The organism is Actinomadura fulvescens (genome assembly GCF_039533225.1).
GTDB lineage: Bacteria > Actinomycetota > Actinomycetes > Streptosporangiales > Streptosporangiaceae > Spirillospora > Spirillospora fulvescens.
This window is the reverse complement of record NZ_BAAATD010000001.1, coordinates 449,006-475,846: the sequence shown is the minus strand read 5'-3', so window position 1 is coordinate 475,846 and position 26,841 is coordinate 449,006. Positions and strand designations below refer to the sequence as shown.

Sequence of the window (26,841 nt, the reverse complement as noted above, 5' to 3'; positions counted from 1 at the left end):
GAACGCACCCATTTCAGCGCGTGAGCCTTACCACGCCGTATTGGCCGCCTTCTCGCGAGGTTACGGGACGAAGACGGCAAGGGGCTTGGCGGCCTTGCCCTGCTCCTCCACCAGTGCCAGCAGCGTGCCGTCGGGGCCGAAGACGCCGACCGGACCCGGCCCCAGTCCCGCGGCGGGGAGCTTGCCGCCGTGCATGACCTTGCGGGCGTCGTCGGCGGAGACCTCACGCCGGGGGAAGGCCGCGGCGACCGCCTCGGCCATCGGGAGGATCGTCAGCTCCTCGCCGAGCCGCTCGATCGTACGGGCCATGCCCAGATCGTACGGGCCGACACGGGTGCGGCGCAGTGCCGTGAGGTGGCCGCCGGTGCCGAGCATGGCACCGAGATCGCGGGCCAGGGCGCGGATGTAGGTGCCGGACGAGCAGGTGATGGAGACGTCCACGTCGATCAGGTCGCCGTGGCGCCGCACCTCCAGCACGCCGAAGTCGTGGATCGTGACGGGCCGCGCCTTGAGCTCGACCTCCTCGCCCTTGCGAGCCATCTTGTACGCGCGCTCGCCGTTCACCTTGATGGCGCTGACCTGGGGCGGCACCTGCCGTATCACACCGGTCAGGGCGGCGATCCCCGACCGCAGCGCGGCGTCGTCCACCCCGGCCGCGGACGCCGTCGCGGTGATCTCGCCCTCGGCGTCGTCGGTGTTGGTGGACTGGCCAAGCCGGATCGTGCCGTCGTAGCCCTTCTCGGTGAGCGCGAGGTGGCCGAGAAGGCGGGTCGCCTTGTCGACGCCGACGACCAGCACCCCGGTCGCCATCGGATCGAGGGTCCCGGCGTGGCCGACCCGGCGGGTCCCGGCCAGCCGGCGCAGCTTGCCGACCACGTCGTGCGACGTCCAGCCGGCGGGCTTGTCGACGATGACCAGCCCTGAAGAAGGGGAGGGGGTGGTGGTCACGCGCTGATCTCCGCGTCGGTGAGGGGGCCGCGCAGCACGGCGCGCAACCGGTCGATCGTGTCGGCGGGCTCGTCCGCCGTGCTGAAGGCCGCGGCGAGGCGGTGCCCGCCGCCGCCCAGTTCGACGCAGGCCCGGCCCACGTCCACCCGCCCCTTGGAACGGGTCGAGACGTACCAGTCGCCCTCGTCGGTCTCCTTGAGCACCACCGCGACCTCGGCCTCGTCGGCCCGGCGCAGCTGGTCGATCACGCCTTCGAGCTGGTCGTACGGCACGCCCTGGGCCTCCCGGTCGGCACGGGTGATCACCGTCCAGACCAGGCCGAGGCCGCCCGCCGCGTCGCGTTCGAGCCGGGCCCGGCCCAGCGCGCCCGCGAGCACCTGCAGGTAGCCGAAGGGCGCGCGGTCCCACAGCTCGTGGCCGACCGCGTCGGGGCGCACGCCGGCGTCGATCAGCCGCGCGGCGAGCTCGTGCACCTGCGGGGTCGTGCAGGGGTACTTGAACGAGCCGGTGTCGCTGGCCAGCCCGGCGTAGAGGCCGAGCGCGATGTCACTGGTGAGCCGCACGCCCAGCCGCCGGATCAGCTCGTCCACGAGGACCGAGGTGGCGGCGGCGTCCGGGTCGACCAGGCGCACGCCGCCAAAACCGGTGTTGGACGCGTGGTGGTCGACGACGATCAGCTCGTCGGCCCGCGCGGCGTTGTCGGCCAGCGGGCCCAGGCGGTCCGCGCCGGCCGCGTCCAGCGTGATCATCAAGGCCGGGGCCGGCGGCATGCCGCCGGGCTCGACCAGCAGGTCCTGGCCGGGCAGGAAACGCAGGCTCGCCGGCACCGCGAACGGCTGGCCGAACGAGGCGTGACAGCGCTTGCCCAGGTCGCGCAGGGCCTGGGCGAGCGCCAGCATCGAGCCGAGCGCGTCCCCGTCCGGGGCCACATGGCAGGCCAGGCAGATCTCGTCGGCCGCCTCGATCAGCTGCAGCGCCCGGCCCCACTCCAGCCCGCGCCCCAGGGTCTCGCCAGCGCTCACAGTCCCCCCGTTCGCCTCCGGACCGGCCTCGTGGCCTCCCTCGTCGCCCAGGTCCCGCTCCGCGACCCAGGCGACACCACGGCCCGCCGGCTCACTCACAGTGACGAGTGTCCCGCTTCGCCGCGCCGGTCGCCGCCCGTTTCGTCAACCTCGCCGGACTCGCCGGGCTCGTCGTCCTCGTCGTCCTCGTCGGTGCGGTAGGGGTTGGCGTCACCAGCCGGGGCCGCGCCCTGGGCTGCCTTGGCGACCTCCTCGTCCCGGGCGCGCGCCTTGGCCAGGAGATCGTCGATGTGCGCGGCGTTCTCCATGAGCGAGTCCAGGACGAAGGTGATGCTCGGCGTGTGCCGGATCCCGGTCTTCCTGCCGACCTCGGTGCGAATGATCCCCTTGGCGCTCTCCAAAGCCGCCGCGGTCTCCGCGCGCTCGCCGTCCGAGCCGTACACCGTGTAGTAGACGGTGGCGTCGCGCAGGTCGTTGGTGATCCGGGTGTCGGTCACGGTCACGAAGCCGAGCCGCGGGTCCTTGATCCGCCGCTCCAGCATCTCGGCCACGATCTGCTGGATGCGGTCCGCGAGCTTACGAGCCCGAGCTGCGTCCACCATGATCGCACTCCTTTTCTATGGTCCTCGCGAGGTGCGGACCTCGCCGGATCAGTCTTCGTCGTTGAACAGCCGCTGCCGCGCCGACAGCAGTTCGATCTCCGGGCGGCCGGCCACCAGCCGCTCGCACTGGTCGAGCACCCGGGTGGCGTTGGCCGGGGTCGCGGCGACGACCGCGATCCCGAGCTCGGCCCGCCGGTACAGCTCGTTGTTCCCGGTCTCGGCGACCGCGACCGCCGGGAAGCGCTTGTGCACCTCGGCGATGATCGGCCGGATGACCGCGCGTTTCTGCTTGAGCGAATGGACGTCGCCCAGCAGCAGGTCGAGTGTCAGCGCACCCACGTACACCTAGGTGGTCACCTCAGGTAGGTCTCGATGATGGAACGAAGACGGCGGCCTCGTGTGTTCCCCTGCCCGCGTCTTGCGCGCAGAGCGAACCGCCGTCAGCCCCCCGACATGACATGACGCCAGGTTATGCCTTCCACCTGGCGTCATGTCATGTGCTTTTTCTCAGGATCCGCGCACGCGGACCAGGGTGCGACTAGTCGCGGGGCTTCTCCCGCATCTCGAAGCACTCGATGACGTCGCCGATCTTGATGTCGTTGTAGCCGACACCGATACCGCACTCGAAGCCCTCGCGGACCTCGGTGGCGTCATCCTTGAAGCGGCGCAGCGACGACACCGTGAGGTTGTCGGAGACCACGACGCCGTCGCGGACGAGGCGCGCCTTGGCGTTGCGCTGGATGAGGCCCGAGGTGACCATCGATCCGGCGACGTTGCCGATCTTGGGCACCTTGAACAGCTCGCGGACCTCGGCGGTGCCGAGCTGGGCCTCCTCGAACTCCGGCTTGAGCATGCCCTTGAGGGCCGCCTCGATCTCCTCGATCGCCTGGTAGATGACCGAGTAGTACCGGATGTCGACGCCCTCGCGGTCGGCCAGCTCCTGCGCGTTCCGCTCGGGACGCACGTTGAAGCCGATGATGACCGCGCCCTCGGACGCCAGCGACAGGTTGACGTCGTCCTGCGTGATCGCGCCGACGCCGCGGCGGATGACGCGCAGGCTGACCTCCTCGCCCACGTCGATCTTGAGCAGCGAGTCCTCCAGCGCCTCCACCGAGCCGGACACGTCGCCCTTGAGGATGAGCAGCAGCTCGTCCCGCTCGCCGCGCTCCAGGTCCTTGAACAGCTCCTCAAGGGAGCTGCTCTTGCGGCTGCGCAGCAGCTCGGCGTTGCGCTTGCGCGCGGTCCGCTTGTCGGCGATCTGGCGGGCCACCCGGTCGTCGTCGACGACCAGGAAGTTGTCGCCGGCGCCGGGCACCGCGGTCAGGCCGAGCACCTCGACCGGACGCGACGGCGGAGCCTCATCGATCGGCTGGAGGTTCTCGTCGAGCATCGCCCGGACGCGGCCGTGGGCCACACCACAGACGATCGAGTCGCCGACCCGCAGCGTGCCGCGCTGGACCAGCACGGTCGCCACGGCGCCCCGGCCCTTGTCGAGGTGGGCCTCGATGGCCGACCCCTGGGCGGGCATGTCGGGGTTGGCCTTGAGGTCGAGCTCGGCGTCGGCGGTCAGCACGACCGCCTCCAGCAGACCGTCGATGTTGATGCCCTCGCGGGCGGACACGTCGACGAACTGCGTCGTGCCACCGAACTCCTCGGCCACCAGGCCGTACTCGGTGAGCTGGGCGCGCACCCGGTTGGGGTCGGCCCCCTCCTTGTCGATCTTGTTGACCGCCACCACGATCGGCACCCCGGCCGCCGTGGCGTGGTCGATCGCCTCGGTCGTCTGCGGCTTGACACCGTCGTCGGCCGCGACCACCAGCACCACCAGGTCGGTGGTGTCGGCACCGCGGGCACGCATGGCGGTGAACGCCTCGTGACCCGGGGTGTCGATGAAGGTGATCTTGCGGTCCTCGCCGTCGACGACGGTCTGGACCTGGTAGGCGCCGATGTGCTGGGTGATGCCGCCGGCCTCGCCGGCCACGACGTTGGCGTTGCGGATGGCGTCCAGCAGCCGGGTCTTACCGTGGTCGACGTGACCCATGACGGTCACGACCGGCGGCCGGGCCTGGAGGTTCTCCTCGCCGCCCTCGTCCTCGCCGTACTCGATGTCGAACGACTCCAGCAGCGCGCGGTCCTCGTCCTCGGGACTGACCACCTGCACGTCGAAGTCGAGCTCGGCACCGAGCAGCTGCAGGTCGTCGGCGTCGACCGACTGGGTGGCGGTGACCATCTTGCCGAGGTGCATCATGATCGCGACGAGCGACGCCGGGTTGGCGCCGACCTTCTCCGCGAAGTCGGTCAGCGTGGCGCCCTGGGGCAGCCGGATGGTCTTGCCGTTGCCGCGCGGCGCGGAAATGCCACCGGCGGCGGGAGCCTGCATGTTCTCGAACTCTTGACGACGCGCCCGCTTGGACTTGCGGCCACGGGTCGGCCGGCCGCCCGGACGCCCGAAGGCACCCTGCGTACCGCCGCGGCCACGGCCGCCGCCACCCGGACGGGGGCCGAAGCCACCGCCACCGGGACGACCACCCGGACCGCCGCCCGTGCCGGTGCGCGGGCCGCCGAAGCCGCCGCCACCGCCACCGGGACGACCGCCGGGGCCGCCACGACCGCCACCGCCGCCGCCACCGGGACGGCCGCCGGGGCCGCCACGGCCGCCGCCGCCGGGACCGCCACGACCGCCCGGACCACCGCCGGGGCTGCTGGACGGCCGCGAGGACGGCATGCTCATCGGGCTCGGACGCGGACCGCCCGGACGCGGACCGCCGGGGCCGCCACCGCCCGGACGCGGGCCGCCGGGGCCACCCGGACCACCGGGACCACGGCCGCCGGGCGCCGCGGGACGCGGCCCACCGGGACGGTCGCCACGGGGACGGTCGTCGCGCGGCGGACGGTCGTCACGCTGCGGGCGCTCACCGTCCGGACGCGGGCCCGGACGGGGACCCGGCTTGGGCGCCTGGCCCATGCCGGTGTTGGTCGAGCTGAAGGGGTTGTTGCCCGGGCGCGGCGCACCGGGACGGCCACCGCCGCCACCGCCGGCCTGGCGGGGACCGGGCCGCGGGCCCGGCTTGGGACCGCGGGGACCGCCCTGGCCACCTTGACCACCCTGCCCACCTTGACCGCCCTGACGCTGGCCCGTGTCACGGGCCGGCGGGGCACTCGGGCCCTGGGCCGCGGCGGGCGGCTGCACCGGCGTGCTCGGGGCGGGCGGAACGGGACCCGGCGCGGGGCGCGGGCCCGGCTTGGGACCACCCGTCGAGGGCACGGACGGGACCGCCGGCGCGGCGGGCGCGGCGGGTGCCGCCGGGCCCGGCTTGGGCGCGGGCGGGCGGGGGGCCGCCGGCTTGGGGGCCGCCGCCGTACCGGCGCCACCGCTGTTGGCGGGGGCCGGGCGGGGGGCGGCGGGACGCGGAGCCGATGGCTTCTTGGACGCGCCACGCTTGTCCGCCGGCTTGGCGGACCCTGAATTCTGGAAAGCTTCGGTGAGTCTGCGAACTACCGGCGCCTCTATCGTCGAGGACGCCGACCGTACGAACTCGCCCATCTCTTGGAGCTTGGCCATGACGACCTTGCTCTCAACACCGAACTCTTTGGCGAGTTCGTAAACCCGGACCTTGGCCACTGCACTCCCTGTCTCGGTCCGGGGGTGGGGCCTCCGGACCGTAGCTAACTTGCCGTACTCATTTCGGCGTGCTCATCGAGCGCTCATCGCAATCTCGACCTGCTCTCCGACTAGACGTCGCTTACCGTTCGGCCATCCTGCTGCTGTGCGGCGAGTGCCGCAAGCCGGTCCCGAAGCACGCTAGTGTCGAGCGGCCCCGTCAGGCGGAAGGCCCGGGGGAACGCCCGACGACGCTCTGCGAGCTCAAGACACGCCAGGTCGTGGTGCACATAGGCACCTCGTCCCGGCAGCCGCCCGCGGGGGTCAGGGGTGACGACACCCTCGACCACCACGAGGCGCAGCAAGTCGGACTTGGCCGTGCTAACCCGGCAGCCCACGCACGTGCGTCGTGGAACCGCCCGGCCATATGACATGAGTCTACCGCGCCGAGGCGTCGGCAGGACCTGTCGCATGGTCTCCTGATGTAGTTGATCCTGTTTCGCCGGACTCCGCAACCTTCGAGGTGGAAGGCGTGGCCGGCTGCTCGGTGTCGGACCGGATGTCGATGCGCCAGCCGGTCAGCCGGGCGGCGAGGCGGGCGTTCTGGCCCTCCTTGCCGATCGCCAGCGAGAGCTGGTAGTCCGGCACGATCACCCGGGCCACCCGGGCGTCGGCGTCGACGACCTCGACGCTGCTGACGCGGGCCGGGGACAGCGCGTTCCCGACGAACTCGGCCGGCTCGTCCGACCAGTCCACAATGTCGATCTTCTCTCCGTGCAGTTCGTGCATCACGTTGCGGACGCGGCTGCCCAGCGGGCCGATGCAGGCGCCCTTGGCGTTGACGCCCTGCTTGCGCGACCGGACCGCGATCTTGGTGCGGTGGCCGGCCTCGCGCGCGATGGCCGCGATCTCCACGGTGCCGTCGGCGATCTCCGGGACCTCCAGCGCGAACAGCTTGCGCACGAGGTTGGGGTGGGTCCGGGAAAGCTGCACCGATGGGCCGCGGTGGCCCTTGCGGACCTGCACCACGTACGCCCGGAGGCGCTCGCCGTGCTCGTAGGACTCGCCCGGCACCTGCTCCTGCGGCGGCAGGATCGCCTCGATCTTGCCGAGGTCGACCAGCACGTTCCGCGGATCCTTGCCCTGCTGGATGATCCCCGAGACGATGTCGCCCTCGCGCCCGGCGTACTCGCCGAACGTGAGTTCGTCCTCGGCGTCCCGCAGCTTCTGCAGGATGACCTGCTTGGCCGTGGTCGCGGCGATACGACTGAAACCTTCGGGGGTGTCGTCGTATTCCCGGACCTCGGTGCCCTCGTCGTCGGTCTCGGTCGCCCACACCGTCACGTGCCCGGTGGCGCGGTCCAGTTCGACCCTCGCCTTGGGAGCGGCCCCCTCCGTCCGGTGGTAGGCGATCAGCAGCGCGTCTTCGATCGCCTTGACGGCGACCTCGAGCGAGATGTCCTTCTCGCTTTCGAGGCTCCGCAGGGCGGTCATGTCGATGTCCACGAGGTTCCCCCCTCTAGTCCGGCTCAGCCGGAGAACGCGTTTCGCCGGCCTCGTCGGCGGGTTCGCCGGAATCGGCCGTGTCGCTCTCGTCGGCCGCGTCGCCGTGGCGGCGGAACTCCACCTGCACGCGGCCGCGTCCCAGCTCGTCGAGGCCGAACCGGCGTCTGGTCGTCTTCGGGCCGTTGGGGCCGCCCTTGCCCTTGGCCTTGCCCTTGGCGGCGACGTCGAGGACGACCGCCGTCTCGTCGGCCTCCACCACGCGGCCCTCGATCTGGCCGCCCGCGGTGAGGGGCGCCACGACCAGCCGGCCGACGGCGCGGCGCCAGTGCCGTGGCTCGGTGAGCGGCCGGTCCACGCCGGGCGAGGTCACTTCGAGCACGTACGGCGACGTGCCCATGAGGTCGGAGCCGTCGAGGAGGCCGGACGCCGTCTGGCTGATCGTGGCGACGTCGTCGAGGCTCACCCCGCCGTCGGCGTCCACGACGATCCTGACCAGGCGGCGCCGTCCGGCGGGGCGTACGTCGACCTCTTCCAGATCGAAGCCCGCCCGTGCCACCGCGGGCTCCAGCAGCGCGGTGAGCGCGCTGACGGCCTGATCGCGGGACGGCCGGCCGTCGGAGCTCCGCTGAGCGCTGCCACCGCCTGAGTCGACGCTCATGGGACCTCCTCATGTAGTTCTGAAACCGTCGCGTGTCCGTTGTCTCCTCAAGACTATCGACAGCCGGACACCTCAGCGGTCTTTCGGAGAGCTCACCGGCGCGCCGGGTATGGAATGCTTGAGCTGGCCTGATGGACGGATGACTCGCCGCGGGCCGCGATCACCATGTTTCTGGGGGCGACCACGGGCCCCGCGACCCTCGGTGAGGAGACACCCTTGCCAGCAGGCCCCGGGCCGTCACGCCGGGCCGTCCTGGGCGGCACGGCCCTGCTCGCCCTCCCGGCCCTGTGGGGATGCTCCGGCGGCGGCGCGCCGCGCGCCGCGGCGCCCGGCCCGGACGTCGCCGTGCTGTCGGCAGCCATCGCGGCCGAGCAGGATCTGATCGCGCGGTACGAGGCCGCTCGCGGCGCCCACGCTTCCCTGGCCGAGCAGGTCGATCCGGCCATCGCCCATCACCGTGAACACCTGGCGGTGCTGCGACGGCACCACGTGCCAGGGTCCGGCAAGCAGGCGAACGGCGAGCAGGTGAGCGGCGGGGCCACCACGCCTGCCGCAGGGCGGCAGCAGGTGCCCGGCAGCCCGTCCCAGGCTCTGGCGAGCCTGCGCACCGCTGAGGCGCGGATCGCCGCCAGGTACGCAGCGGACGCGGGCAAGTCGGCTCCCGGGCTCGCCCAGCTGCTCGCCTCCATCGGCGCCTGCGCCGCAGGGCATTCCGGTGCATCCGGCGCCGCAAAGAAGACCGCTCCGCCTCCTGGCGCCGCCCTGCCGCCCGCCCGGGGACTCACCCTGCGGGCACTGCAGTCGGCGCTGGCCACTGAGCATGCGGCCGTCTACGGCTACGGCGTCCTGGGTTCACGGATCACCGGCGGCCCGCACGAGACGGCGCAGGCGTACTGGAACGCCCATCGCGTTCAGCGTGACGCCCTGATGGCGCTCCTCACCGCCCGCCAGGCCAAGCCGGTGGCCGCAGCGGCGGCCTACAGGCTGCCCGTGCGCGTGACGTCCACCCGCAGCGCCGCGCAGCTCGCCGTCAGGCTCGAAGACGATCTCACCGTGGCCTATGTGGGCCTCTCCGGAGCCCAGGACGCCGAGCTCCGCGATCAGGCCGCCCGCGCCGCGCAGGAGGCCATGATCCGCGCCGACCGGTGGCGGGCGACGGCGGGCATGCCCGTGAGCCACGCCGCTTTCCCCGGCCTGCCCGCCTCGGCTCTCGCTCCCAAGCCGCGACCCGGCGCATGACTTAAGCGATACTACGAGGTGTCCCACACAAAGTCGCACTTGTGCTAATAGATCGGGCGCGGTTGGCTTGATCCAACCGGATTGAACTCCGACCGGACGAAGGAGCGGACGATGACCATGGACCCGGGTTTCGCGCGGCACATGTGGCACCAGCTTGAGCCGGTTCACGCGTTGTTCTGGTACGCGCCGGAGGTGTTCGCCGAGGCCGAGGCGCTCGGTTTCGAGACCAAGGTGCGGTGGCCGAGCTATTTCGCGTGGCGTTCGGCACCGTTCGGCGCCGCCGGGCCCGAGCAGGTCGCAGCCGCGTTCTACAGTTTCAGCCCGCGCATGGTCGCCGAGCACGTGCCCGCCGCCTGGTCGGTCGCCGCGCCCGACCGGATCCTTGCCGCCCGGCTGCGCGCAGTGGACCGGATGTACCGTGCCCTCCCGGGCGACAGGTTCGACGGCCCGGAGATCGCCGAGGCCGCGGAGCTGGCCCGCGCGGCGGCCGAGGCGGCGAACACCGCGGGCCGTCCGATCGCCGCCGCCAACGCCGATCTGCCCTGGCCGGACGAGCCGCACCTCGTGCTCTGGCACGCGATCAACCTCCTCCGCGAACACCGCGGGGACGGCCACGTCGCGGCCCTGCTCACCGAGGGGCTGGACCCCGCCGAGGCCCTCGTCTCGTTCGCCGCGATCGGCGCGGCGCCCGTCGAGACGTTCGCCAGCCGCGGGTGGACCGACGAGGAATGGCAGGCCGCCCAGGACCGGCTCGCCTCACGCGGCTTGATCGACGCCGCCGGGCAGGCCACCGCCAAGGGCCGGGAGCTGCGCGACTCCGTCGAACGCCGCACCGACGACCTGGCCATCGCCCCGTGGGAGGCCCTCGGCAAGGACAAGGCCGACCGCCTCGCCGAACTCACCCTGCCCATCCTCATCGCCAACCTGGAAACAGGCCTGCTGCCCGCCAGCAACACCCTCGGCATCGGCAAAGTCCAAGGGCCCGCCCGCTGAGACTAAAGGGAACTCTGTGCCTGACGGTGCACGTTAGTCCGGTTTGTAGGCACTGGAACCACTTGGGGGAGGAACCAGACCACATGACCGTCATGCACGACGCCGGAACCCTGTCCGAGCTGCGCGCCGCCTACCAGGCGCAACTGGCCCAGCTCGCCGCCGAACGCGACGAGGCCCGCCGCCAGGCCCGGCGGGCCAAGGACGAGGCCGCGAGCGCCCGGGCCGATCTGGCCAGCCTCCGGGCGGACGTGAGCCAGTTGCTCGGAGCCGCCGCCAGCCAGCTCGACGCCATCAAGGCCAAGGCCGGGAGCTAGCACCGGGAAGATCGATCGGGGTTCGGGGCCGGGACTCCAGTGGGGTCCCGGCCCTGAACCGTTCAGGGCACGGGTCGTTCAGCGGGTCCAGGCGTCGACGTGGGCTAGGAGATCGGCGAGGCGCTCGATCGTGGCGTCGGGGACCGCGGTCTCCCAGGCGGGGACGGTGCTGTTGGGGATCAGGACGGCTCGCATGCCCGTGGACTTCGCGCCGTGGATGTCGTCGTACGGGCGGTCGCCCACGAAGACGCAGCGGGACGGGTCGGTGGCGCCGACGACGTCCATGGCGGCCCGGAAGGCCTTGGCGTGCGGCTTGGTCCAGGGGATCTCACTGGAGTAGACGGCGCCGTCGAGGAGGCCGAGCACTCCGTCCCGTTCGAAGATGCGCTCGTGCCACTCGCGTGACCACATCGTGTTGGACAGGACGCCCACCTTGATGCCGCGCCCGCGCAGCTCGCGCAGGAGCGGCGGCGCGGCGGGATCGATGAAGGTGTGCGGCGTCCACGTCTCGTAATGGGTGGCGAGGACGGCCTCCGTCGCCTCGACCCCCGCCAGCGCGTACAGCTCGTCGATCGTCGCGCTGCGGTGTTCGTCCTTGCCGCGCCGCCAGAGTTCGAGCTCGGCCTCGACGAGCGCGGTGGCGGCCCGTTCGACCTGGTCGGCGTCCAGGTGCGCGGCACAGATCCGCCGCCAGATGTCGGGGAGTTCGACGTCGTGCCAGGGAGTCAGCGTGCCGCCCCAGTCGAAGATCACAGCCTCAACGGTCATGCCCGGATGGTAACCATCGAGTGCGACACCCCGATGATCCCTGTATGCGACGCAGGTTGATCGCGGGCGCGCTCGGCGCGTTCGCCCTCGGGACCGCCCTCCCCGCGAACGCCGGGCCCGTGCCGGACGGACCCGGGAAGGGGCTACTCCCCGCCTACGTCGGCGCACCCGCCACGCCCAGGCCGCTGCCCGGACGTCCGATTCCGGCGAATCCCCATCAGGGTCCGGTGGGGCTGTCGTCGATGCACGCCGACAGCTACGCGTCCGACACCTATCCGTTCAAGGGGCCGCTGGGGCGCGATCCGCGGGTGCGTTCGGAAGCCAAGGGCGGCGGGCTTCTGCCGGGCCTGTGCTCGACCGTGACGTTCGCCAAGCGGACCGGTCTCATCGTCGCGCAGTGCACGCGCGGCCAGACGTTCACGCTGCGCCTGATCGATCCGAAGACGCTGAAGGATCTGGCCACGTACGAACTGCCACAGCGGCCGTCCACCGTCCAGGCAGTCTTCTCGGGGAACCTGGACAAGGTGCTCACCGACACCTCTGGCGGGGCCTACTACTACCTCGACCCACAGGATCGGGTGGTGCTCGCCGACTCGGCCTTCCATGTGCGGCGCTTCGCCCATGGCAAGGGGCCGGACGGCAGGTGGCGCTTCACGGTGACCGACGACTGGGATCTGCGCGGGCACCTGCCGCACGACTGCGCGACGTGGACCAACCCCTGGCCGAGGGGTGAATGCGACCCGATCACCGCCGTTGGACCGGACTGGACGGGCCTGATCTGGTGGATCACACGCAACGGGCGAATAGGGACGATCAACCCTGCCTCGGGTGTTGTCAGGAAGGTGCGGCTGGAAGGCGAGGGCATCCAGAACTCCTTCGCCGCCGCCGAGGACGGGGTGTCGATCGTCTCCGACCACGCGCTCTACCGGATGCGGGCCGCCGCGGACGGCACACCCAGGGTGCTCTGGCGCAGGGCCTATGACCGGGGCAGCGGGCGCAAGCCCGGCCAGATCGACCAGGGCTCGGGGACCACGCCGACCTTCTTCGGTGACGAGTACGTGGCGATCACCGACAACGCCGACGACCGGATGCACGTCATCGTGCGGCGCCGCGTGGACGGCGGGCTCGTCTGCCAGATCCCGGTCTTCCGCAGCGGGGCGAGCGCGACCGACAACTCGCTGATCGGGTACGGGAACAGCCTGTTCGTCGAGAACAACTACGGCTACCGCAACTTCTTCGAACTGCCGCCGGGCGGCTCGAACGCCGGCGGGGTGAGCCGCGTGGACGTCGCGCCCGGAGGCAGGGGCTGCCGCACCGTCTGGGAGAGCAGGGAGCACTCGCCCTCGACCGTCGCCAAGGCCTCGGTGCCCAACGGGCTGGTCTACCTGTACGTGAAGGAGCCCCGTAAGGACCTCATCGACGCCTGGTACTTCACGGCGGTCGACGCGCACACGGGCCGGACGGTCTACAAGGTCCTGACCGGCACCGGGAAATGGTTCGACAACAACTGGGCGCCGATCACGCTCGGCCCGGACGGCACCGCCTACGTCGGCGTCGTCGGCGGCCTGGTCGCCGTCCGGGATCGCGCGTAAGTCCGTTCGCTCCGGGAAGGGCCCCTTCCACGACAGAGGCGACCATGGAGGGGGCCATGAGCGACTACATGCCCGAGCGCGACCCGCGCGACAACCGCGACGACATGGGCGATGACGAGCAGGTCGACGACATCGCGCTCGCCGAGGAGTACACCGACCGCCCGCCGCCCAGGAGCTCGGAGGACGAGAACGGCGGTGAGATCGGCATCGCCGACTACGAGCGCGAGACGAGCCGGCGCGGATCCGGGCCGTTCCCGCCGCCCGAGGAGCCGGCGGAGGAGGCCGCCCTCCACGAGGAGGACGACCGGACGACGTGACGGGCATCACTTTTCGGTTCTGATCCTTTAGAGAGGGAATGCCTTTCTCTGTACGGGGGTTGCCCTGAGCGAGCGAGCTTGCGAGGTGACCGGATCATGGCCGAGACCATCACGTCACCCGCAGCGGCGGGCTCCTGGCTGAGGCGGCATCGGGGGCTCGTTGTCCAGCTCGTGATGGTCGCGCTCGCCGTCGCCTTCCTGGTCGCCCTCCGCGACCGCCTTCCCGATCTCGGCGCCATGTGGACGGCGGCACGAACGGCCGATCCCGTGTGGCTGGTGCTCGTCGTCCTCGCCTCGGCGGGTTCTATGGCCGCCTTCGCGAGGTTGCAGCGCCGCCTGCTCAGGATCGGCGGAACGCGGATGTCGCTGCGCCGGGCGTTCGCCGTGACGTACGCGGGCAACGCCTTGTCGACCACCCTTCCGGCCGGGCCCGCGGTGAGCGTCGTCTACACGTTCCGCCAGTTCCGGCGTGCCGGCGCCTCGTCCCAGCTCGCTACGGCGGTCATCCTCGTCGGCGGGATCATCACCACCGGCGCGTACACCGTCATCGGACTGCTCGCTCTGCTCGCCGATCCGCGTGCCCGCGGCCCGGCGCTGATGGCGCTGTCCGTGCCGGTCGCGCTGGCGCTCGTACTCCTGGCGCTCTGCCGCCATCGCGGGACGCGCACCAGGCTCGTCCTGTCGCTTCGCCGGATCGGCGGCATGATTCTGGCCCATCGACGGGTCGCGCCGTACGCCGACCGGCTGCGTGAGGGCCGGGACGTGCTGCGGCCGTCCCGCCGGGACTGGGCCGCGCTCGTCATGCTGGCGACGCTCAACTGGGCGTTCGACATCCTGGCGCTGATCGCGGCGGCCCGTGCCGTCGGCATCGACGTCGCCCCGCACGGTGTGACGCTGGCCTACTTCGCCGCGCAGGCGGCGGGCAGCCTGCTGCCACTGCTCCCGGGCGGCATCGGCGCGATCGAGAGCAGCATGGCCGCGTCGCTCGTCGCGTTCGGCGCGACCCTGACTCCCGCGGGCGCCGCGGTCGGTCTCTACCGGCTGGCCTCCTACTGGGCCGTCGTGACGATCGGCTGGCTGGCCTGGGCCGCCTTGCAGGAGGGGCCGCGGCTGTCCGAGCGCACCCGGCTGCAGCTCGCCGCGGCCGGACGCGCCGCGATGGCGGGTCTCACGTCCGTCGCGTTCATCACGCCCTACACCGTGGCTCCCGCTCCCAGGGCCCAGCCGCGCAACCCCTGACGACGCACGGCTCCTAACGCGCGGTTTTTGACGCGCGGCTTCCTGACGTCCGTTCGCTCCCCTGCCGGTGACTTGTTGCCGTGGGCCCCTGCTGCTAATCTCCCAAGCGAGCGCTTGGTCACAATTTCGGCAGTGCAGCACCATCAATCACCGGAGGCGCGATGACGTCCCTACGGGTCAGCCTTGGCTACGAACTCGAGGTGCGCGGGCGGTCCCGCGACGTCGAACGGCGGGCGTTCGAGAACGTCATGGACCAGGTCGTCCTGGCCGACGAACTCGGCTTCGACACCGCCTGGTTCGTGGAACACCACTTCACCCGGGGCTTCTCGCACTCCTCCGCGCCGGACCTGGTGCTGGCGGGCATCTCGCAGCGCACCCAGCGGATCCACCTCGGGCTCGGCGTGGTGCTGCTGCCGTTCCAGTCCCCGATCCGGACCGCCGAACGGGTCGCCACGCTGGACGTGATCAGCAATGGCCGGGTCGAGTTCGGCACCGGGCGCGGCGCCTCCCCGCTGGAGTACCAGGCCTTCCAGAAGCCCTTCGAGCAGTCGCGCCGGCTGTGGGAGGAGTCGCTGGAGGCGGTGCTGGCGATCTGGAACGCCGACGGCGAGCCGATCACCCGTTCCAGCGACCATTTCGAGATCCCGAACGTCGCGGTCTATCCCCGTCCGGTCCAGGAGCCGCACCCGCCGGTGTGGGTGGCCTCCACCTCGCTGGAGGGTTACCTGGCGGCGGCCAAGCAGGGCTACAACCTGCTCGGTATGACGATGCTCAAGGGGCTCGACGACGTCGCCGAGGACATCGCCAAGTACAAGCGGTGCCTGGCCGACAACGGCTTCGACCCCGAGTCGCGGCGGATCGCGCTGATGATCCCCTGGTACGTGGCGCCCAGCCAGCAGGAGGCGGTCGACACCGCCGCCGACGCGGTGCTGTGGTACCTGCGGCGCCAGATCAACCTGGTCGCCCCACCGGACTACACCGACGCCCGGCACGCCACCCACCGCGTCCTCGGCCAGCAGGCCGTCGGCATGCCGCCCGACGAGGCCATGGCGATCCTGCGGGACCAGCACATGGTCGTGATCGACGACGTGGAGGGCTCGCGCAAGGCCGTCGAGCGCATCCAGGCCGCGGGGGCGACCGACCTCATCCTCCAGGCCCAGGTCGGCGGGCTCTCCCACGAGCACGTGTGCGACTCGATGAAGCTCTTCATGCGGGAGGTCGTGAAGTGACCTCCTGGATCACGCGGGACACCTTCCCGGCCGGGCGCGCCTCCGCGGGCCTGCTGCACGTGTCCCCTGAGGGCGACCTGGTCGCCCCGCTCGCCGCCGCAGACCGCACGGCCGCGCTCGACCTGACGGCTGCGACGTTGCGCGCGGCGGGGATCGGCGAGTCCGACCGCGTCGTCGTCGCGCTGAACAACGACGGCGAGCCCACCGGGTCGCTGATGGCGCAGGCTGCGGCCGAGGTCGCCCAGGCCGCGGCGTCGGTCGGGGCGCGCGGGCGGATGCGCCTGCACACCGCCCTGGAGAAGGTACGCGCCACCACGCTGGTCATCACCCCGACCGGGGCGATGGATTTCCTGGCGCGACTGCACCTGGAGTTCCTGCTCGACCCGCTCGATCTGGAACTGCGGCACATCCTGCTCGTCGGTGAGATCCCGTCCCCCAGCACCTATGCGCAGCTGGCCTCGGAGTTCGAGGCGTCGGTGCGGGAACTGTACGCCGACCCGTTCTTCGGGGTGCCGATCGCGCAGCGCGCCGCCGCCGACGCCACGTACACCCCGGTCCGCGAGGGGTTGCTCGGCCTCGCGCCGGTGGACAAGGACGCCGCGCTGGACGCCCCGTACGCCGAAGGACCGGCCGAGCTCATCGTCACGCCGGCCTGGCACTCCACCCTGGGTGACGCCACCCTGCGCACCGGTCAGGTCGTACGGCTCTCCGGCGGCGAGCAGGGCGTGCCCGCTCCGGCCCATACCGCCGGCGAGCACATCCTGGTCAGGGGCCGCTGGTTGTCGATCCCGAAGGTGGCGGCAGCGCTCACCCGCATCGACGGCGTCACCCACTGGGAGCTGCGGGTCACGCGCGAGGGCACGCTGGACGCCGCCGCTCTGCACGTCACGTTCGGCCGGGACTCCCTGGTCAAGAACCCGATGTGGAAGTCGCGGATCGTCCAGGCCCTCTACGCGCTCACGCCCGTCTCCATCGACGTCGTCATCGAGCCGGACGTCGCCGAGGAGAGGCGGCCCGGCACCGTCACCGACGAGCGCGGCCACCACCTCGGCCGCGACCGCGCGCATCTGGCCTAGCTACCCCGGGGAGGCGTGATGGATCTGCAGCCGGTGCCCGGCTGGGGAACGATCCCGCGGATGTTGCGGGACCAGGCGGCGAACCACGGGGACGCCGAGGTCGTCGTCGCGGGCGACACCCGGCTCACGCTGGCCGGGCTGGCGCACGCGGCGTCCGAGGTCGCGCGCGGCCTGATGGCGCTCGGCGTCGCGCGGGGCGACCGGGTCGCGGTCTGGGCGCCCAACACGCCCGGCTGGGTGGTCGCCGCGTACGGGATCTGGGACGCGGGCGCGATCATCACGCCGCTGTCCACGCGGTTCAAGGGCATCGAGGCCGCCGACCTGCTCCGCAAGGTCGGCGCCAAGGTGCTGCTGGTCGCCGAGGGCTTCATGGACACCTCGTACCTCGCCATGCTGGACGGCGCCGACCTCCCCGAACTCGGGCACACCGTCGTCCTGGAGAACGGCCCGTCCGGCACCCGTCCGGGCGTGCTGTCGTGGCAGGAGTTCCTCGCCGGCGGGGAAGCGGTGTCTCCCGAGGCGGCCGAGGAACGGGCGCTCTCGGTCGGCCCGGACGACCTCGCCGAGATCATGGCGACGTCGGGCACCACGGGCACGCCGAAGGGCGTGATGCTGCACCACGTCCAGCTGCTGCGCGGCTACTGGGACTGGGCGGAGCTCGTCACCCTGCGGGAGGGCGACCGCTATCCGATCATCGCGCCGTTCTCCCACGGGTTCGGGATCAACGCCGGGCTGCTGGCCTGCGTGCTGCGCCGCGCCGTGATGATGCCGGTCGCGTTGTTCCAGCCCGGTGAGCTGATGGACCTCATCGAACGCAACCGGATCAGCGTGCTGGCGGGAGCGCCGCCGATGTTCTTCAAGATCCTGGACGAGCTGGAGGGCCGGGACGTCTCGTCCCTGCGCGTGCTCATCTGCGGGGCGGCAGCCGTGCCGCCCGAACTGATCCGGCGGCTGGTCGGCCGGGTCGGCATCGAACGGATGATCAACGCCTACGGCCTCATGGAGGGCACCGTCGTCTCGATGACCCGTCCGGAGGATCCGGTCGAGGTCATCGCCGGTTCGACCGGCCGCGCCGTGCCTGGCGTCACCGTGCGGATCGTGGACGAGGAGGGCAAGGACCTGCCTGTCGGCGAGCCGGGCGAGATCCTCGTCGGCGGGTACGGGGTCATGCGCGGCTACTGGCGGGACCCGGAGCGGACGGCCGAGGCGGTGGACGCCGACGGCTGGCTGCACACCGGCGACATCGGCACGCTCGACGACGCGGGCAACGTCGCCATCGTGGACCGCAAGAAGGAGATGTTCATCGTCTCCGGCTTCAACGCCTACCCGGCCGAGATCGAGGGGCTCCTGCTGCGCTGTCCCGGCGTCGCCCAGGCCGCCGTGATCGGCGTGCCGGACGACCGGCTGGGCGAGGTGGGCTGGGCGTACGTCGTCGCCCGGCCCGGCACGGACCTCGCCCCCGACACGGTCATCGCCTGGGCCAAGGACAACATGTCCAACTACAAGGTGCCCCGGAAGGTGATCCTCGTGGACGCCCTGCCGGTGAACGTGAACGGCAAGATCGACAAGCTCGCCCTGCACGCCCGGGCCGAGGCCGCCGCGTCCTAGCGGGGCCGCCAGTGGATCACGGTCGTCTCGTCGTCCACGTCCACGAACACCGCCTCGACGGGGAGGCCGGGAGCGGGCTCCACGGTCTCCCCCTCGGCGAGGTTGCCGTACATCAGCAGGTCGTCGCCCTCGTCCAGCCGGACGAGCAGCACGGGGAACGGCACCTCGTCGGCCATCGACCGCATGAAGACCTGGTGGTTGACGATCCAGCTGTAGACGGTCGCCGTTCCCTGGACGGGCACCCACTCGTACACCCGGCACCGGCAGCGGTTGCAGATCGCGCGGGCGGGGAAGCGCAGCGCGCCGCACTCCTCGCAGCGCTGCACCGTCAGCTCGTGCCGTCGCACCGCATCCCACCAGGGCGTCGAGTCACGGTCGACTTCGGGTCGAGGCCGCTGGACCAGACTCACGTGTCGCTCCTCAGGATCAGGGCCGACGTACCGGCGAGGACATAGCCGGGCTGCGCGGTCGACAGGGCGACCTCGGCTCCGTCCACCTGACGGTCGCCGGCGTCGCCGCGAAGCTGCGCGACGGCTTCGGCTATGTGGTTGATGCCGTGCACGTAGCCCTCGGAAAGGAAGCCGCCGTGCGTGTTGACCGGAAGGGCGCCGTCCGGGGCCGTGGCGCCGCTCTCCACGAACGGCCCGCCTTCGCCCTTCTCGCAGAAGCCGTAGTCCTCAAGCTGCACCAGCACCGAATAGGTGAAGCAGTCGTAGAGCTCCGCCACGTCGATGTCGCCGGGGCCGACGCCCGCCATCTTGTAGAGACGCGGGGCCATCCGGGCGGCCTCGGTCACCGTGAAATCCGTCCCGTAGGGCGCGCTCCCGGCTCCGGAGAAGAAGGAGTCTCCGCCGCCCCACGCCGCGCCCGAGACGAGCACGGGCGTGTGCCTGAGGTCGCGGGCGCGTTCGCGCGAGGTCACGACGACGGCGCAGGAGCCGTCGGTCTCCAGGCAGCAGTCGAGCAGCCGCAGCGGCTCGGCGATCCAGCGGGAGGCGAGGTAGTCGTCGAGCGTGATCGGGTCGCGCTTGAGCGCCCGCGGGTTCTTCACCGCGCTGGCCCGCTGCTGGACCGCGATCCGGCCGAGCTGCTCGTGCGTGGTGCCGTAGGCGTTCATGTGCGCCCGCGTGTACATCGCGAACTGCTGCGGCGGCGCGAAGTACCCGTACGGCGCCTGGTACTGCACGTCGAAGATCGGCGCCGGGGCCCGTCCCGTACCGCCCATCCGGAACTCCGAACGCGCGTTGACGGCCCGGTAGCACACCACGGTCTCGGCGACCCCGGCCGCGACCGCCATGGCCGCCTGCCCGACGACCGAGTGCGAGACGCTGCCGCCGCCGAACTGGTCGAGGTACCACGACACCTCGGGCACCCCGAGCGCGGGCGCCACCACCCATGGCGGCGTCGAGTCGCCGACCCGGTGCGTGGCGAGCGCGTCCACGTCGTCCACGGTCAGGCCCGCGTCGTCCAGCGCCGCGAGGATCGCGTCGACCGCCAGCGTCAGCGTCGAGACGCCGGAGTCCTTGCTGAACGGGGTGTAGCCGACCCCGGCGATCGCCGCCCGGTCACGAAAGCTCACCGCACCCTCCCTAGCCGAGCAAGCGCTTGGCCGCTCGCCACCGAGTGTACTGAACGGCGGCGAGCTCGGTCCAGCGACCTAGGTCGCGGCAGGACTTTGGACCGATATCGCCCCCGATCGGAATCAACCGGACGAGCTGTGCCTTTGAATGGCTGTGGACGACGGGAGACCCGGCCCGGCTTGACACCCGGAACCGCGCCGCCCTATCGTCCAAGCAAGCGCTTGGCTAAGAGAAGGGCCGGATCACATGGCAGACGGAGCGACCGCAGCCGCCGTGCGTGACTCCGCCCATCGCCCCTCGGGCCAGGGAGTGGAAGGCCGCATGCAGGGATCCCCCAACGGGTCCACCGGAGCCCCGGTGACCGACATCGACGGCGCCAGGTTCCGCTCGGTGCTGGGCCGGTTCGCCACCGGGGTGGTCGCCATCACGGCGATCGACACCGAATCCGGCCGTCCCACCGGGCTGGCCGCCAACTCCTTCACCTCGGTCTCGCTGGAGCCTCCCCTGGTGGCCTTCTGCGTCGCGCACACCAGCACGACCTGGCCGCTCCTGCGCGGCGCCGACCGGCTGTGCATCAACATCCTCAGCGAGCCCCAGCTGGAAGTCTGCAAGCAACTGGCCATCAAGGGCGGCGACAAGTTCGCCAACATCGACTGGACCGAGTCACCGAACGGCAGCCCGGTCATCGAGGGCGCCCTGGCCTGGATCGAATGCGCGGTCGAGAGCGAGTACGTCGCCGGCGACCACGTCATCGTCGTGGCCCGCGTGCACCACCTCGACAAACACCACGACGGAGACCCGCTGCTCTTCTACAAAGGCGGCTACGGACGTTTCGACGGCTGAGTTGATTGCTTTCGCGGCCTCGGGCCCTCGCCTAGCGGCTGTGTTTATTGGCTTTCGCGGCCTCGGGCCCTCGCCTAGCGGCTCGGACCCGAACCGCAAAAGCGGCGAGTGCGACATCGCTTCGCGATCTTCGCGCGAAGCTTCGCTGGCGCTCGCTCCGGCTCAGGTAGCGCACTCGCGGTGCGGATGCGGGCAGTCGAGAATCTAAACAGGTGATTCTTCGGGGGAACGCAAGCGCGTGAGTACTTCGACCGGGTCGGCTAGGACTTCGGCGAAGGCGAATTCGGCGGCGCCTACGAGGGTGGCGTCGTCGCCTAGGTCGGCGGTGCGCAGCTTCACGTTCTCGCGCGCGGCGCTCAGCGCGTTGGTCGCGAGTGCGCTGCGCACCTGGGCCGCCGAGCCGAGGTAGATGTCGCGCAGCGTGCCGCCGAAGACGACCATTCCCGGGTTGAAGATGTTGACCAGGTTGGCGACGCCGCGGCCCAGCCAGTCGCCCACGCGGTGCAGCGCGTCGCGCGCCTGGACGTCGCCGCGGTCGGCGGCGTCGACCACCGCGCGGATCGCGTCGCGGCCGAGCAGGTCCGACGACTCGGCCCGGCCCGCGTGCGCGAGCAGGGTCCGCTCCCCCACCTCGGCCTCCAGGCAGCCGCGCGCGCCGCAGCCGCAGAGCCGCCCGCCGGGGTTGACGACCATGTGGCCGATCTCGCCGCCGTAGCCGTCCTGGCCGCCGAGCAGCCGCCCGCCGACGACGATCCCGCCGCCGAAGCCGACGTCGCCGTGCAGGTAGATCAGGTCGTCGCAGCCGATGCCGACGCCGCGTTCGTGCTCGGCCAGCGCGCCCAGGTTGGCGTCGTTGCAGACGGCGACGGGCAGCCCGAGGCCGAGGCGGCGGGAGAGCGCGTCGCCCAGCGACACGTCGCCGACCTCCAGGTTGGGCGCGAACCGGATGACGTCGTCGGACCGCCGCACCGTGCCGGGGAAGGCCATCGCCGCGCCGACGCAGACCGCGTCACGGCCGGCCTTGCGGGTCAGCGCGCGGGCCGCCCCGGCGAGCGCGCCGATCGTCTCGTTCGGGTCGAACTCGCCGCGGACGCGGGGAGCCTCACGGCGGTCGAGGATCGTGCCGCCGAGGCCGACCCGGGCGACCGCGAGCCGGTCCACCCCGAGATCGAACGCCAGCACGTACACGCGGGTGCTCTCCGGCCGCACCACGAGGGAGGGGCGGCCGGCGCGGCGGCCGGGGCCGCGCGGCAGCTCCTCGCGGACCAGCCCGGCCGCGGTCAGGTCGGCGGTGAGCGCCATGATCGTGCTGCGGTTGAGCCCCATGGCCTCGGCCAGCGTCGCGCGGGAGGACGGACCGCGCAGGTGCACGAAACGCAGCAGCGTGCCGAGGTTGTGCCGCCGGATCTCCTCCGGCGACGGGCCTGCCCTCATCATCCCGCCAGCCCCAGCTCCCCGCTGCGCCCGGTCGTGATCAGTTCGACCACCTGGGCGTGGGTGACGTCGGCGGTCCGCATCTGGGCGACCATGCGGCCGAGATACAGCACGGCGATGCGGTCGGAGACGGCGAAGACGTCGTTCATGTTGTGCGAGATGAGCACGACGGCCAGGCCCTTGTCGGCGAGCCGCCGCACCAGCTCCAGCACCTGCTGGGTCTGCGCGACGCCGAGCGCGGCCGCCGGCTCGTCGAGCACGATGACCCGGCTGTCCCAGAGCACCGCGCGGGCGATGGCCACGGTCTGCCGCTGGCCGCCCGAGAGCGATCCGACCGGCGCGCGAACGGACTTGACCGTACGGACCGAGAGCCCGGCCAGCGTCGTGGTGGCCAGCTCCTCCATCACGGCGTCGTCGACCGCCAGGCCCCGGCGGCGTTCGCGGCCGAGGAACATGTTCTGCACGATGCTGAGGTTTTCGCAGAGCGCCAGATCCTGGTGGACGAGGTCGATGCCGAGGTCGGCGGCCTCGCGGGGACTGCTCAGCCTGACCGGCCTGCCCTCGAAGAGGTATTCGCCGGCGTCCCACGGGTGCACGCCGCCGATGCAGTTGACGAGCGTCGTCTTGCCCGCGCCGTTGTCGCCCACGAGCGCGGTGACCTCACCCGGGTAGGCGGTGAACGCCACGTCGTGCAGGACCTTGACGGGACCGAAGCTCTTGCCGATTCCACGCAGGTCCAAAACAGGTGTCGCTGGCATGCCGGGGGGCTCCCACCGTGACGCGTCTCCGGCCAGGGAGAGGCGGTCGTGGTCGCTGAGCGTACCAGTCCTGTTCTCCCTGCCCGGAGTCGCGAACGCCATGGTGCGCCCTCTCAGCGTCCGGTCGCCGAGCGCTGGCGGCGGGCCAGCGCGTCGATGCTCGCCGCCAGCAGCAGGACGCCGCCGGTGATGAGCATGTTGAGATAGGCCTTGGCGCCGAGCAGGCCGAGCCCGTTGGCGATGATCGAGACGACCAGGCCGCCGAGGATGGCGTCGCGCGCCTTGCCCTTGCCTCCGAACAGGCTCGTACCGCCGATGACGGCGGCGCCCACCGCGAACAGCAGCTCGTTGCCGCCGCCGGACGCCGTCGCGACCGAGTTGAGGCGGGAGGCCGCCACGATGCCGCTGACCGCCGCCAGGGTGGACGCGATCATGAAGACGGACATCCGGAGGCGCGTCACGTTGATGCCCGCGCGGCGCGCGGCCTCGGCGTTGCCGCCGACGGCGTACAGGTGCCGGCCGTACGGCGTCCGGGACAGCACGAAGCTCGCGATGATGAACAGCACGGCCACCAGCAGCACGCCCCACGGCACCCCCGCCACGGTGATCAGGGGGCTGGGCGCGCGGTCCCGGCTCAGCAGGAACGTGCCGAACAGCAGCGCGACGCCGACCACGGCGACCTGCGCGACGACGAGCTGGATCGGCCGCGCGGCCAGGCCGCGCTGCCGCTGCCGCCGCCAGCGGCCCAGCTGGACGGCCGCGTAGCCGGCGGTGCAGAGCAAGGCCAGCGCCCAGCCCGCCCAGATGGGCATGTTCTTGTTCGCCAGCGCGACCACGACGTCGTCGCGGACCGGGACGGTGCCCCCCTCGCCGATGAGCCGGAGCGTGATGCCCTGCAGGCCGAGGAAGAGCGCCAGCGTGACCACGAACGACGGGATGCGGATGACCGACACGAGCCAGCCGATCGCGCCGCCGATGACCAGGCCGGTGGCGAGCGCGGCGAGCACCGCCACGTACCACGGCTGCTCCGCGTCGACCATCAGCTTGGCCATGACCGCCGCGCAGACGCCGCCGGTCACGCCGGCCGACAGGTCGATCTCTCCCAGCAGCAGGACGAAGACCAGGCCCATCGCCAGGATCGTCACCGGCAGCGCCTGGGTGAACAGGTTGGCGATGTTCTGCGAGCTGAGGAACGTCTCGGGGCGCAGAATCCAGAAGAGCAGGATGAGCCCGCCCATGCCGAGGAGCGCGGGCAGCGCACCGAGCTCGCCGCCGCGCAGGCGGATCAGGTAGTCGCGCACGGCCGACGCCACGTCGTGCGTGCGGCGGTCGGCGGCGAAGTCCGAGTCCGCCAGTTTCACGGCGGCCCCCTTCGTACCGTTGGGAGTTGCGGTGGATGGTGATGATTCCATGGACATCGGTGCCCCGATCAGAGGTTCTCGGCCGCGGTCACGGGCGCCAGCCCGAGGTCACCGGAGCGTCCGGCGGTGATGAGCTCGACCACCTGGCCGTGGGTGACGTCGGCGCGCGCCACGTCGGCCGCGACGCGGCCCAGGTAGAGCGCGGTGATCCGGTCGGCCACCTCGAAGACGTCGTTCATGTTGTGCGAGATCAGCACCACCGAGTGGCCGGTGTCGGCGAGCCGCCGGACCAGGTCGAGGACCTGGCGGGTCTGCGCGACGCCGAGCGCGGCGGTGGGCTCGTCCAAGATGACCACTTTGGACTCCCACAGCGCGGCCTTGGCGATGGCGACGGTCTGCCGCTGCCCGCCCGACAGGCTCGCGACCTGCTGCCGTACGGACTTGACGGTACGGACCGACAGCCGGGCGAGCGTCTCGCGGGCCGCCTGCTCCATCGAGTCCTCGTCCAGGACGACGCCCTTGGTGCGTTCGCGGCCGAGGAACATGTTCTGCACGATGTCGAGGTTGTCGGCCAGCGCGAGGTCCTGGTAGACGACCTCGATGCCGAGCGCGGAGGCGTCCCGCGGGCCGCCGATCGACACCGGGCGGCCCTCGAACTCGACGGTCCCCGAGTCGATCGGATGGATGCCCGCGATGCACTTGATCAGCGTCGACTTGCCCGCGCCGTTGTCGCCGACCAGGGCCGTGACCTGGCCGGGACGCAGGGAGAAGTCCACGTCGTGCAGCACGTGGACGGCGCCGAAGCTCTTGTTCAGCCTGGTGATGCGAAGTACGGGAGTGCCGCCGCCCGCCGGGGTGCCGCTCCGCGCGGGAGTGCCGCCCTCGGCGGGCGTGCCGCCCTCGGCGGGAGTGCCGCTGCCGGCGGTGCCGTGGTCTGCCACGCGATTCCCTCCTGGGAACTTCGTCGGCCGCGGCGGGTCGTCGATGGCAAGGGGGATCGCTCCGACGGCCCGCCGCGGGTCAACGAGGGGTCGTCACTGGATGCCGGCGGCCTTGCACTTGGCGGCGTAGGCGCCCTTGCAAAGCTCTTCCTTCTTCACGAAGCCGTCCGTGACGACCTGCTTGATGTTCTCCTTGGTGACACCGATCGGGGTCAGCAGGACAGACGGCACGTCGCGCTTGCCGACGGTGTCCTTGGAGACGCCGTTGGTCTCGCCCTTCTGCCCGTTGAGCAGCGCGATGGCGAGCTTGGCGGCGGCGTCGGTCTCCTGCTTGATCGGCTTGTAGACCGTCATGCACTGGTTGCCGTCGAGGATGTTCTGCAGGCCCTCGATCGTGGCGTCCTGGCCCGTGACCGGCACCTTCCCGGCCTGGCCGTTCTTCTTCAGGATCGAGATGGCGGCGTTGCCGACGCCGTCGTTGGCGGCCAGCACACCGTCGATCTTGCCGCCCTTGTCGGTCCACATCTGCTCGAAGATGGTCGCGGCCTGCTGGTTGTCCCAGTCCGGCACGGCCTGCTCGGCGGTCTTGGTGTAGGCGGAGACCTTGTCGAGCACCGAGTGGGCGCCCTGCGCGAAGAGCGTGGCGTTGTTGTCGGTCGGCGCGCCGTTCAGGTAGACGATGTTGGACTTCTTGTCGCCCAGGCACTTCTGCAGGCCCTTGCCGAGCTCCTCGCCGACCTTCACGTTGTCGAACGAGACGTAGTAGTCGGCGACGCCGCCGAGGGCCAGCCGGTCGTAGTCGATGGTCTGGACGCCCTGCGCCTTGGCCTTGCGCTGCACGGCGGCGGCCGAGTTGGAGTCCAGGCCGTCGGTGATCAGCACGGTGACGCCGCTGGTGAGCATCTGGTCGGCGATCGTCTGGAAGCGCTGGGTCGAGCCCTCGGCGTTCTGGATGTCGTACTGCACGCCGGCGGCCTTGAAGGACTGCTCCAGGAAGGGCCGGTCGAAGCTCTCGTACCGGGCGGAGGACTTGGTGTCCGGCAGGATCACGCCGATCTTGCCCTTGGCCCCGGACTGCGCCGAGCCCTTGTCGTCGCCGGAGTCGCCACCGCAGGCGGTCAGCGTGAGGGCGGCCGCCATGGACACCGCGGTGAGGCTGAGGATCCCCTTGCGCATCTGCAAGGTCCTTTCTGGGTACGGCCACCGCTGGTG

At 71.5% G+C, this 26,841-nt stretch carries 26 protein-coding genes; 10 read left to right on the top strand and 16 right to left on the bottom strand.

Annotated elements, in window-relative coordinates; genetic code table 11:
• Window positions 1–60: 60 nt before the first annotated feature.
• From truB to rimP, 8 genes are all read right to left on the bottom strand, one after another.
• Window positions 61–948, bottom strand: coding sequence for a tRNA pseudouridine(55) synthase TruB (truB, locus tag ABD333_RS02230; RefSeq protein ID WP_344537167.1), 888 nt, complete (start codon window positions 946–948; stop codon window positions 61–63).
• The gene (locus tag ABD333_RS02225; protein ID WP_344537165.1) at window positions 945–2,069 is read right to left on the bottom strand and encodes a DHH family phosphoesterase; all 1,125 of its coding nucleotides are present in this window, start codon (window positions 2,067–2,069) and stop codon (window positions 945–947) included. The genes truB and ABD333_RS02225 overlap by 4 nt, the downstream gene beginning before the upstream one ends.
• Window positions 2,066–2,572 (bottom strand): 30S ribosome-binding factor RbfA, encoded by a 507-nt coding sequence (gene rbfA / locus ABD333_RS02220; RefSeq protein ID WP_344537164.1) that lies wholly within the window; start codon window positions 2,570–2,572, stop codon window positions 2,066–2,068. The genes ABD333_RS02225 and rbfA overlap by 4 nt, the downstream gene beginning before the upstream one ends.
• 48 nt (window positions 2,573–2,620) lie before the next feature.
• Window positions 2,621–2,917, bottom strand: coding sequence for a DUF503 domain-containing protein (locus tag ABD333_RS02215; RefSeq protein WP_344537163.1), 297 nt, complete (start codon window positions 2,915–2,917; stop codon window positions 2,621–2,623).
• A 193-nt stretch (window positions 2,918–3,110) separates the two neighbouring features.
• The gene (gene infB, locus ABD333_RS02210; protein WP_344537162.1) at window positions 3,111–6,194 is read right to left on the bottom strand and encodes a translation initiation factor IF-2; all 3,084 of its coding nucleotides are present in this window, start codon (window positions 6,192–6,194) and stop codon (window positions 3,111–3,113) included.
• Window positions 6,195–6,304: 110 nt separating this feature from the next.
• Window positions 6,305–6,607: a YlxR family protein gene (locus tag ABD333_RS02205; protein ID WP_344537161.1), complete on the bottom strand. Its 303-nt coding sequence runs from the start codon at window positions 6,605–6,607 to the stop codon at window positions 6,305–6,307.
• Between the two features lie 4 nt (window positions 6,608–6,611).
• A complete protein-coding gene (gene nusA, locus ABD333_RS02200) occupies window positions 6,612–7,667 on the bottom strand; it encodes a transcription termination factor NusA (protein ID WP_344538805.1) in 1,056 nt (351 codons plus the stop codon).
• A 25-nt stretch (window positions 7,668–7,692) separates the two neighbouring features.
• Window positions 7,693–8,337 (bottom strand): ribosome maturation factor RimP, encoded by a 645-nt coding sequence (gene rimP, locus ABD333_RS02195; protein ID WP_344537159.1) that lies wholly within the window; start codon window positions 8,335–8,337, stop codon window positions 7,693–7,695.
• 216 nt (window positions 8,338–8,553) lie between these two features.
• Here rimP and ABD333_RS02190 point away from each other — a divergent pair, with 216 nt between their 5' ends.
• The 3 genes from ABD333_RS02190 (at window position 8,554) to ABD333_RS02180 (ending at window position 10,883) form a co-directional block, all read left to right on the top strand.
• Entirely contained in the window at window positions 8,554–9,576 is a 1,023-nt protein-coding gene (locus ABD333_RS02190; protein WP_344537157.1) for a ferritin-like domain-containing protein, read from the top strand.
• A gap of 111 nt (window positions 9,577–9,687) precedes the next feature.
• Entirely contained in the window at window positions 9,688–10,569 is an 882-nt protein-coding gene (locus ABD333_RS02185) for an SCO6745 family protein (RefSeq protein ID WP_344537155.1), read from the top strand.
• Between the two features lie 83 nt (window positions 10,570–10,652).
• The gene (locus tag ABD333_RS02180) at window positions 10,653–10,883 is read left to right on the top strand and encodes a hypothetical protein (protein ID WP_344537153.1); all 231 of its coding nucleotides are present in this window, start codon (window positions 10,653–10,655) and stop codon (window positions 10,881–10,883) included.
• A 78-nt stretch (window positions 10,884–10,961) separates the two neighbouring features.
• Here ABD333_RS02180 and ABD333_RS02175 read toward each other — a convergent pair whose 3' ends face one another.
• Window positions 10,962–11,651 (bottom strand): HAD family hydrolase, encoded by a 690-nt coding sequence (locus ABD333_RS02175; RefSeq protein ID WP_344537151.1) that lies wholly within the window; start codon window positions 11,649–11,651, stop codon window positions 10,962–10,964.
• A 44-nt stretch (window positions 11,652–11,695) separates the two neighbouring features.
• Between ABD333_RS02175 and ABD333_RS02170 the strand changes: the two genes are divergently transcribed.
• From ABD333_RS02170 to ABD333_RS02145, 6 genes are all read left to right on the top strand, one after another.
• Window positions 11,696–13,243, top strand: a complete 1,548-nt coding sequence (locus ABD333_RS02170; RefSeq protein ID WP_344537150.1) for an NHL repeat-containing protein — start codon at window positions 11,696–11,698, stop codon at window positions 13,241–13,243.
• A 56-nt stretch (window positions 13,244–13,299) separates the two neighbouring features.
• Window positions 13,300–13,560, top strand: coding sequence for a hypothetical protein (locus ABD333_RS02165; RefSeq protein ID WP_344537149.1), 261 nt, complete (start codon window positions 13,300–13,302; stop codon window positions 13,558–13,560).
• A 96-nt stretch (window positions 13,561–13,656) separates the two neighbouring features.
• Window positions 13,657–14,799, top strand: a complete 1,143-nt coding sequence (locus ABD333_RS02160; protein ID WP_344537147.1) for a lysylphosphatidylglycerol synthase transmembrane domain-containing protein — start codon at window positions 13,657–13,659, stop codon at window positions 14,797–14,799.
• A 161-nt stretch (window positions 14,800–14,960) separates the two neighbouring features.
• Window positions 14,961–16,028 carry an LLM class flavin-dependent oxidoreductase gene (locus tag ABD333_RS02155; RefSeq protein WP_344537146.1) on the top strand — a complete coding sequence of 356 codons (1,068 nt, stop codon included), beginning with the start codon at window positions 14,961–14,963 and terminating at the stop codon, window positions 16,026–16,028.
• Window positions 16,025–17,104, top strand: coding sequence for a phenylacetate--CoA ligase family protein (locus tag ABD333_RS02150; protein WP_344537145.1), 1,080 nt, complete (start codon window positions 16,025–16,027; stop codon window positions 17,102–17,104). Before ABD333_RS02155 ends, ABD333_RS02150 begins: the two co-directional genes overlap by 4 nt.
• Before the next feature lie 18 nt (window positions 17,105–17,122).
• Window positions 17,123–18,712 (top strand): AMP-binding protein, encoded by a 1,590-nt coding sequence (locus ABD333_RS02145; protein WP_344537144.1) that lies wholly within the window; start codon window positions 17,123–17,125, stop codon window positions 18,710–18,712.
• Here the strand turns inward: ABD333_RS02145 and ABD333_RS02140 are convergent.
• Entirely contained in the window at window positions 18,709–19,122 is a 414-nt protein-coding gene (locus ABD333_RS02140; protein WP_344537143.1) for a Zn-ribbon domain-containing OB-fold protein, read from the bottom strand. The genes ABD333_RS02145 and ABD333_RS02140 overlap by 4 nt on opposite strands.
• Complete coding sequence (locus ABD333_RS02135) at window positions 19,119–20,291, bottom strand: thiolase C-terminal domain-containing protein (RefSeq protein WP_344537141.1); 1,173 nt, start codon at window positions 20,289–20,291, stop codon at window positions 19,119–19,121. The genes ABD333_RS02140 and ABD333_RS02135 overlap by 4 nt, the downstream gene beginning before the upstream one ends.
• 322 nt (window positions 20,292–20,613) lie before the next feature.
• Here ABD333_RS02135 and ABD333_RS02130 point away from each other — a divergent pair, with 322 nt between their 5' ends.
• Complete coding sequence (locus tag ABD333_RS02130) at window positions 20,614–21,135, top strand: flavin reductase family protein (RefSeq protein ID WP_344537139.1); 522 nt, start codon at window positions 20,614–20,616, stop codon at window positions 21,133–21,135.
• 204 nt (window positions 21,136–21,339) lie between these two features.
• Here the strand turns inward: ABD333_RS02130 and ABD333_RS02125 are convergent, their stop codons facing one another.
• The 5 genes from ABD333_RS02125 to ABD333_RS02105 all read right to left on the bottom strand — a co-directional run bounded on the left by ABD333_RS02125 (window position 21,340) and on the right by ABD333_RS02105 (window position 26,805).
• Window positions 21,340–22,569, bottom strand: a complete 1,230-nt coding sequence (locus ABD333_RS02125; RefSeq protein ID WP_344538803.1) for an ROK family transcriptional regulator — start codon at window positions 22,567–22,569, stop codon at window positions 21,340–21,342.
• Entirely contained in the window at window positions 22,569–23,327 is a 759-nt protein-coding gene (locus ABD333_RS02120; RefSeq protein WP_344537137.1) for an ATP-binding cassette domain-containing protein, read from the bottom strand. Before ABD333_RS02120 ends, ABD333_RS02125 begins: the two co-directional genes overlap by 1 nt.
• A 113-nt stretch (window positions 23,328–23,440) precedes the next feature.
• Window positions 23,441–24,688 (bottom strand): sugar ABC transporter permease, encoded by a 1,248-nt coding sequence (locus tag ABD333_RS02115; RefSeq protein ID WP_344537135.1) that lies wholly within the window; start codon window positions 24,686–24,688, stop codon window positions 23,441–23,443.
• Between the two features lie 68 nt (window positions 24,689–24,756).
• A complete protein-coding gene (locus ABD333_RS02110) occupies window positions 24,757–25,503 on the bottom strand; it encodes an ATP-binding cassette domain-containing protein (protein WP_410558021.1) in 747 nt (248 codons plus the stop codon).
• Between the two features lie 219 nt (window positions 25,504–25,722).
• Entirely contained in the window at window positions 25,723–26,805 is a 1,083-nt protein-coding gene (locus ABD333_RS02105) for a sugar ABC transporter substrate-binding protein (RefSeq protein ID WP_344537133.1), read from the bottom strand.
• Window positions 26,806–26,841 lie beyond the last annotated feature (36 nt).

Excerpts from the sequence above, each read along its gene's own strand:
- rbfA (WP_344537164.1), bottom strand. The coding sequence starts at position 2,572 with ATGGTGGACGCAGCTCGGGCTCGTAAGCTCGCGGACCGCATCCAGCAG.
- ABD333_RS02205 (WP_344537161.1), bottom strand. The coding sequence starts at position 6,607 with ATGTCATATGGCCGGGCGGTTCCACGACGCACGTGCGTGGGCTGCCGG.
- nusA (WP_344538805.1), bottom strand. The coding sequence starts at position 7,667 with ATGACCGCCCTGCGGAGCCTCGAAAGCGAGAAGGACATCTCGCTCGAG.
- rimP (WP_344537159.1), bottom strand. The coding sequence starts at position 8,337 with ATGAGCGTCGACTCAGGCGGTGGCAGCGCTCAGCGGAGCTCCGACGGC.
- ABD333_RS02185 (WP_344537155.1), top strand. The coding sequence starts at position 9,688 with ATGACCATGGACCCGGGTTTCGCGCGGCACATGTGGCACCAGCTTGAG.
- ABD333_RS02180 (WP_344537153.1), top strand. The coding sequence starts at position 10,653 with ATGACCGTCATGCACGACGCCGGAACCCTGTCCGAGCTGCGCGCCGCC.
- ABD333_RS02175 (WP_344537151.1), bottom strand. The coding sequence starts at position 11,651 with ATGACCGTTGAGGCTGTGATCTTCGACTGGGGCGGCACGCTGACTCCC.
- ABD333_RS02170 (WP_344537150.1), top strand. The coding sequence starts at position 11,696 with ATGCGACGCAGGTTGATCGCGGGCGCGCTCGGCGCGTTCGCCCTCGGG.
- ABD333_RS02165 (WP_344537149.1), top strand. The coding sequence starts at position 13,300 with ATGAGCGACTACATGCCCGAGCGCGACCCGCGCGACAACCGCGACGAC.
- ABD333_RS02160 (WP_344537147.1), top strand. The coding sequence starts at position 13,657 with ATGGCCGAGACCATCACGTCACCCGCAGCGGCGGGCTCCTGGCTGAGG.
- ABD333_RS02155 (WP_344537146.1), top strand. The coding sequence starts at position 14,961 with ATGACGTCCCTACGGGTCAGCCTTGGCTACGAACTCGAGGTGCGCGGG.
- ABD333_RS02145 (WP_344537144.1), top strand. The coding sequence starts at position 17,123 with ATGGATCTGCAGCCGGTGCCCGGCTGGGGAACGATCCCGCGGATGTTG.
- ABD333_RS02130 (WP_344537139.1), top strand. The coding sequence starts at position 20,614 with ATGCAGGGATCCCCCAACGGGTCCACCGGAGCCCCGGTGACCGACATC.
- ABD333_RS02125 (WP_344538803.1), bottom strand. The coding sequence starts at position 22,569 with ATGAGGGCAGGCCCGTCGCCGGAGGAGATCCGGCGGCACAACCTCGGC.
- ABD333_RS02120 (WP_344537137.1), bottom strand. The coding sequence starts at position 23,327 with ATGCCAGCGACACCTGTTTTGGACCTGCGTGGAATCGGCAAGAGCTTC.
- ABD333_RS02105 (WP_344537133.1), bottom strand. The coding sequence starts at position 26,805 with ATGCGCAAGGGGATCCTCAGCCTCACCGCGGTGTCCATGGCGGCCGCC.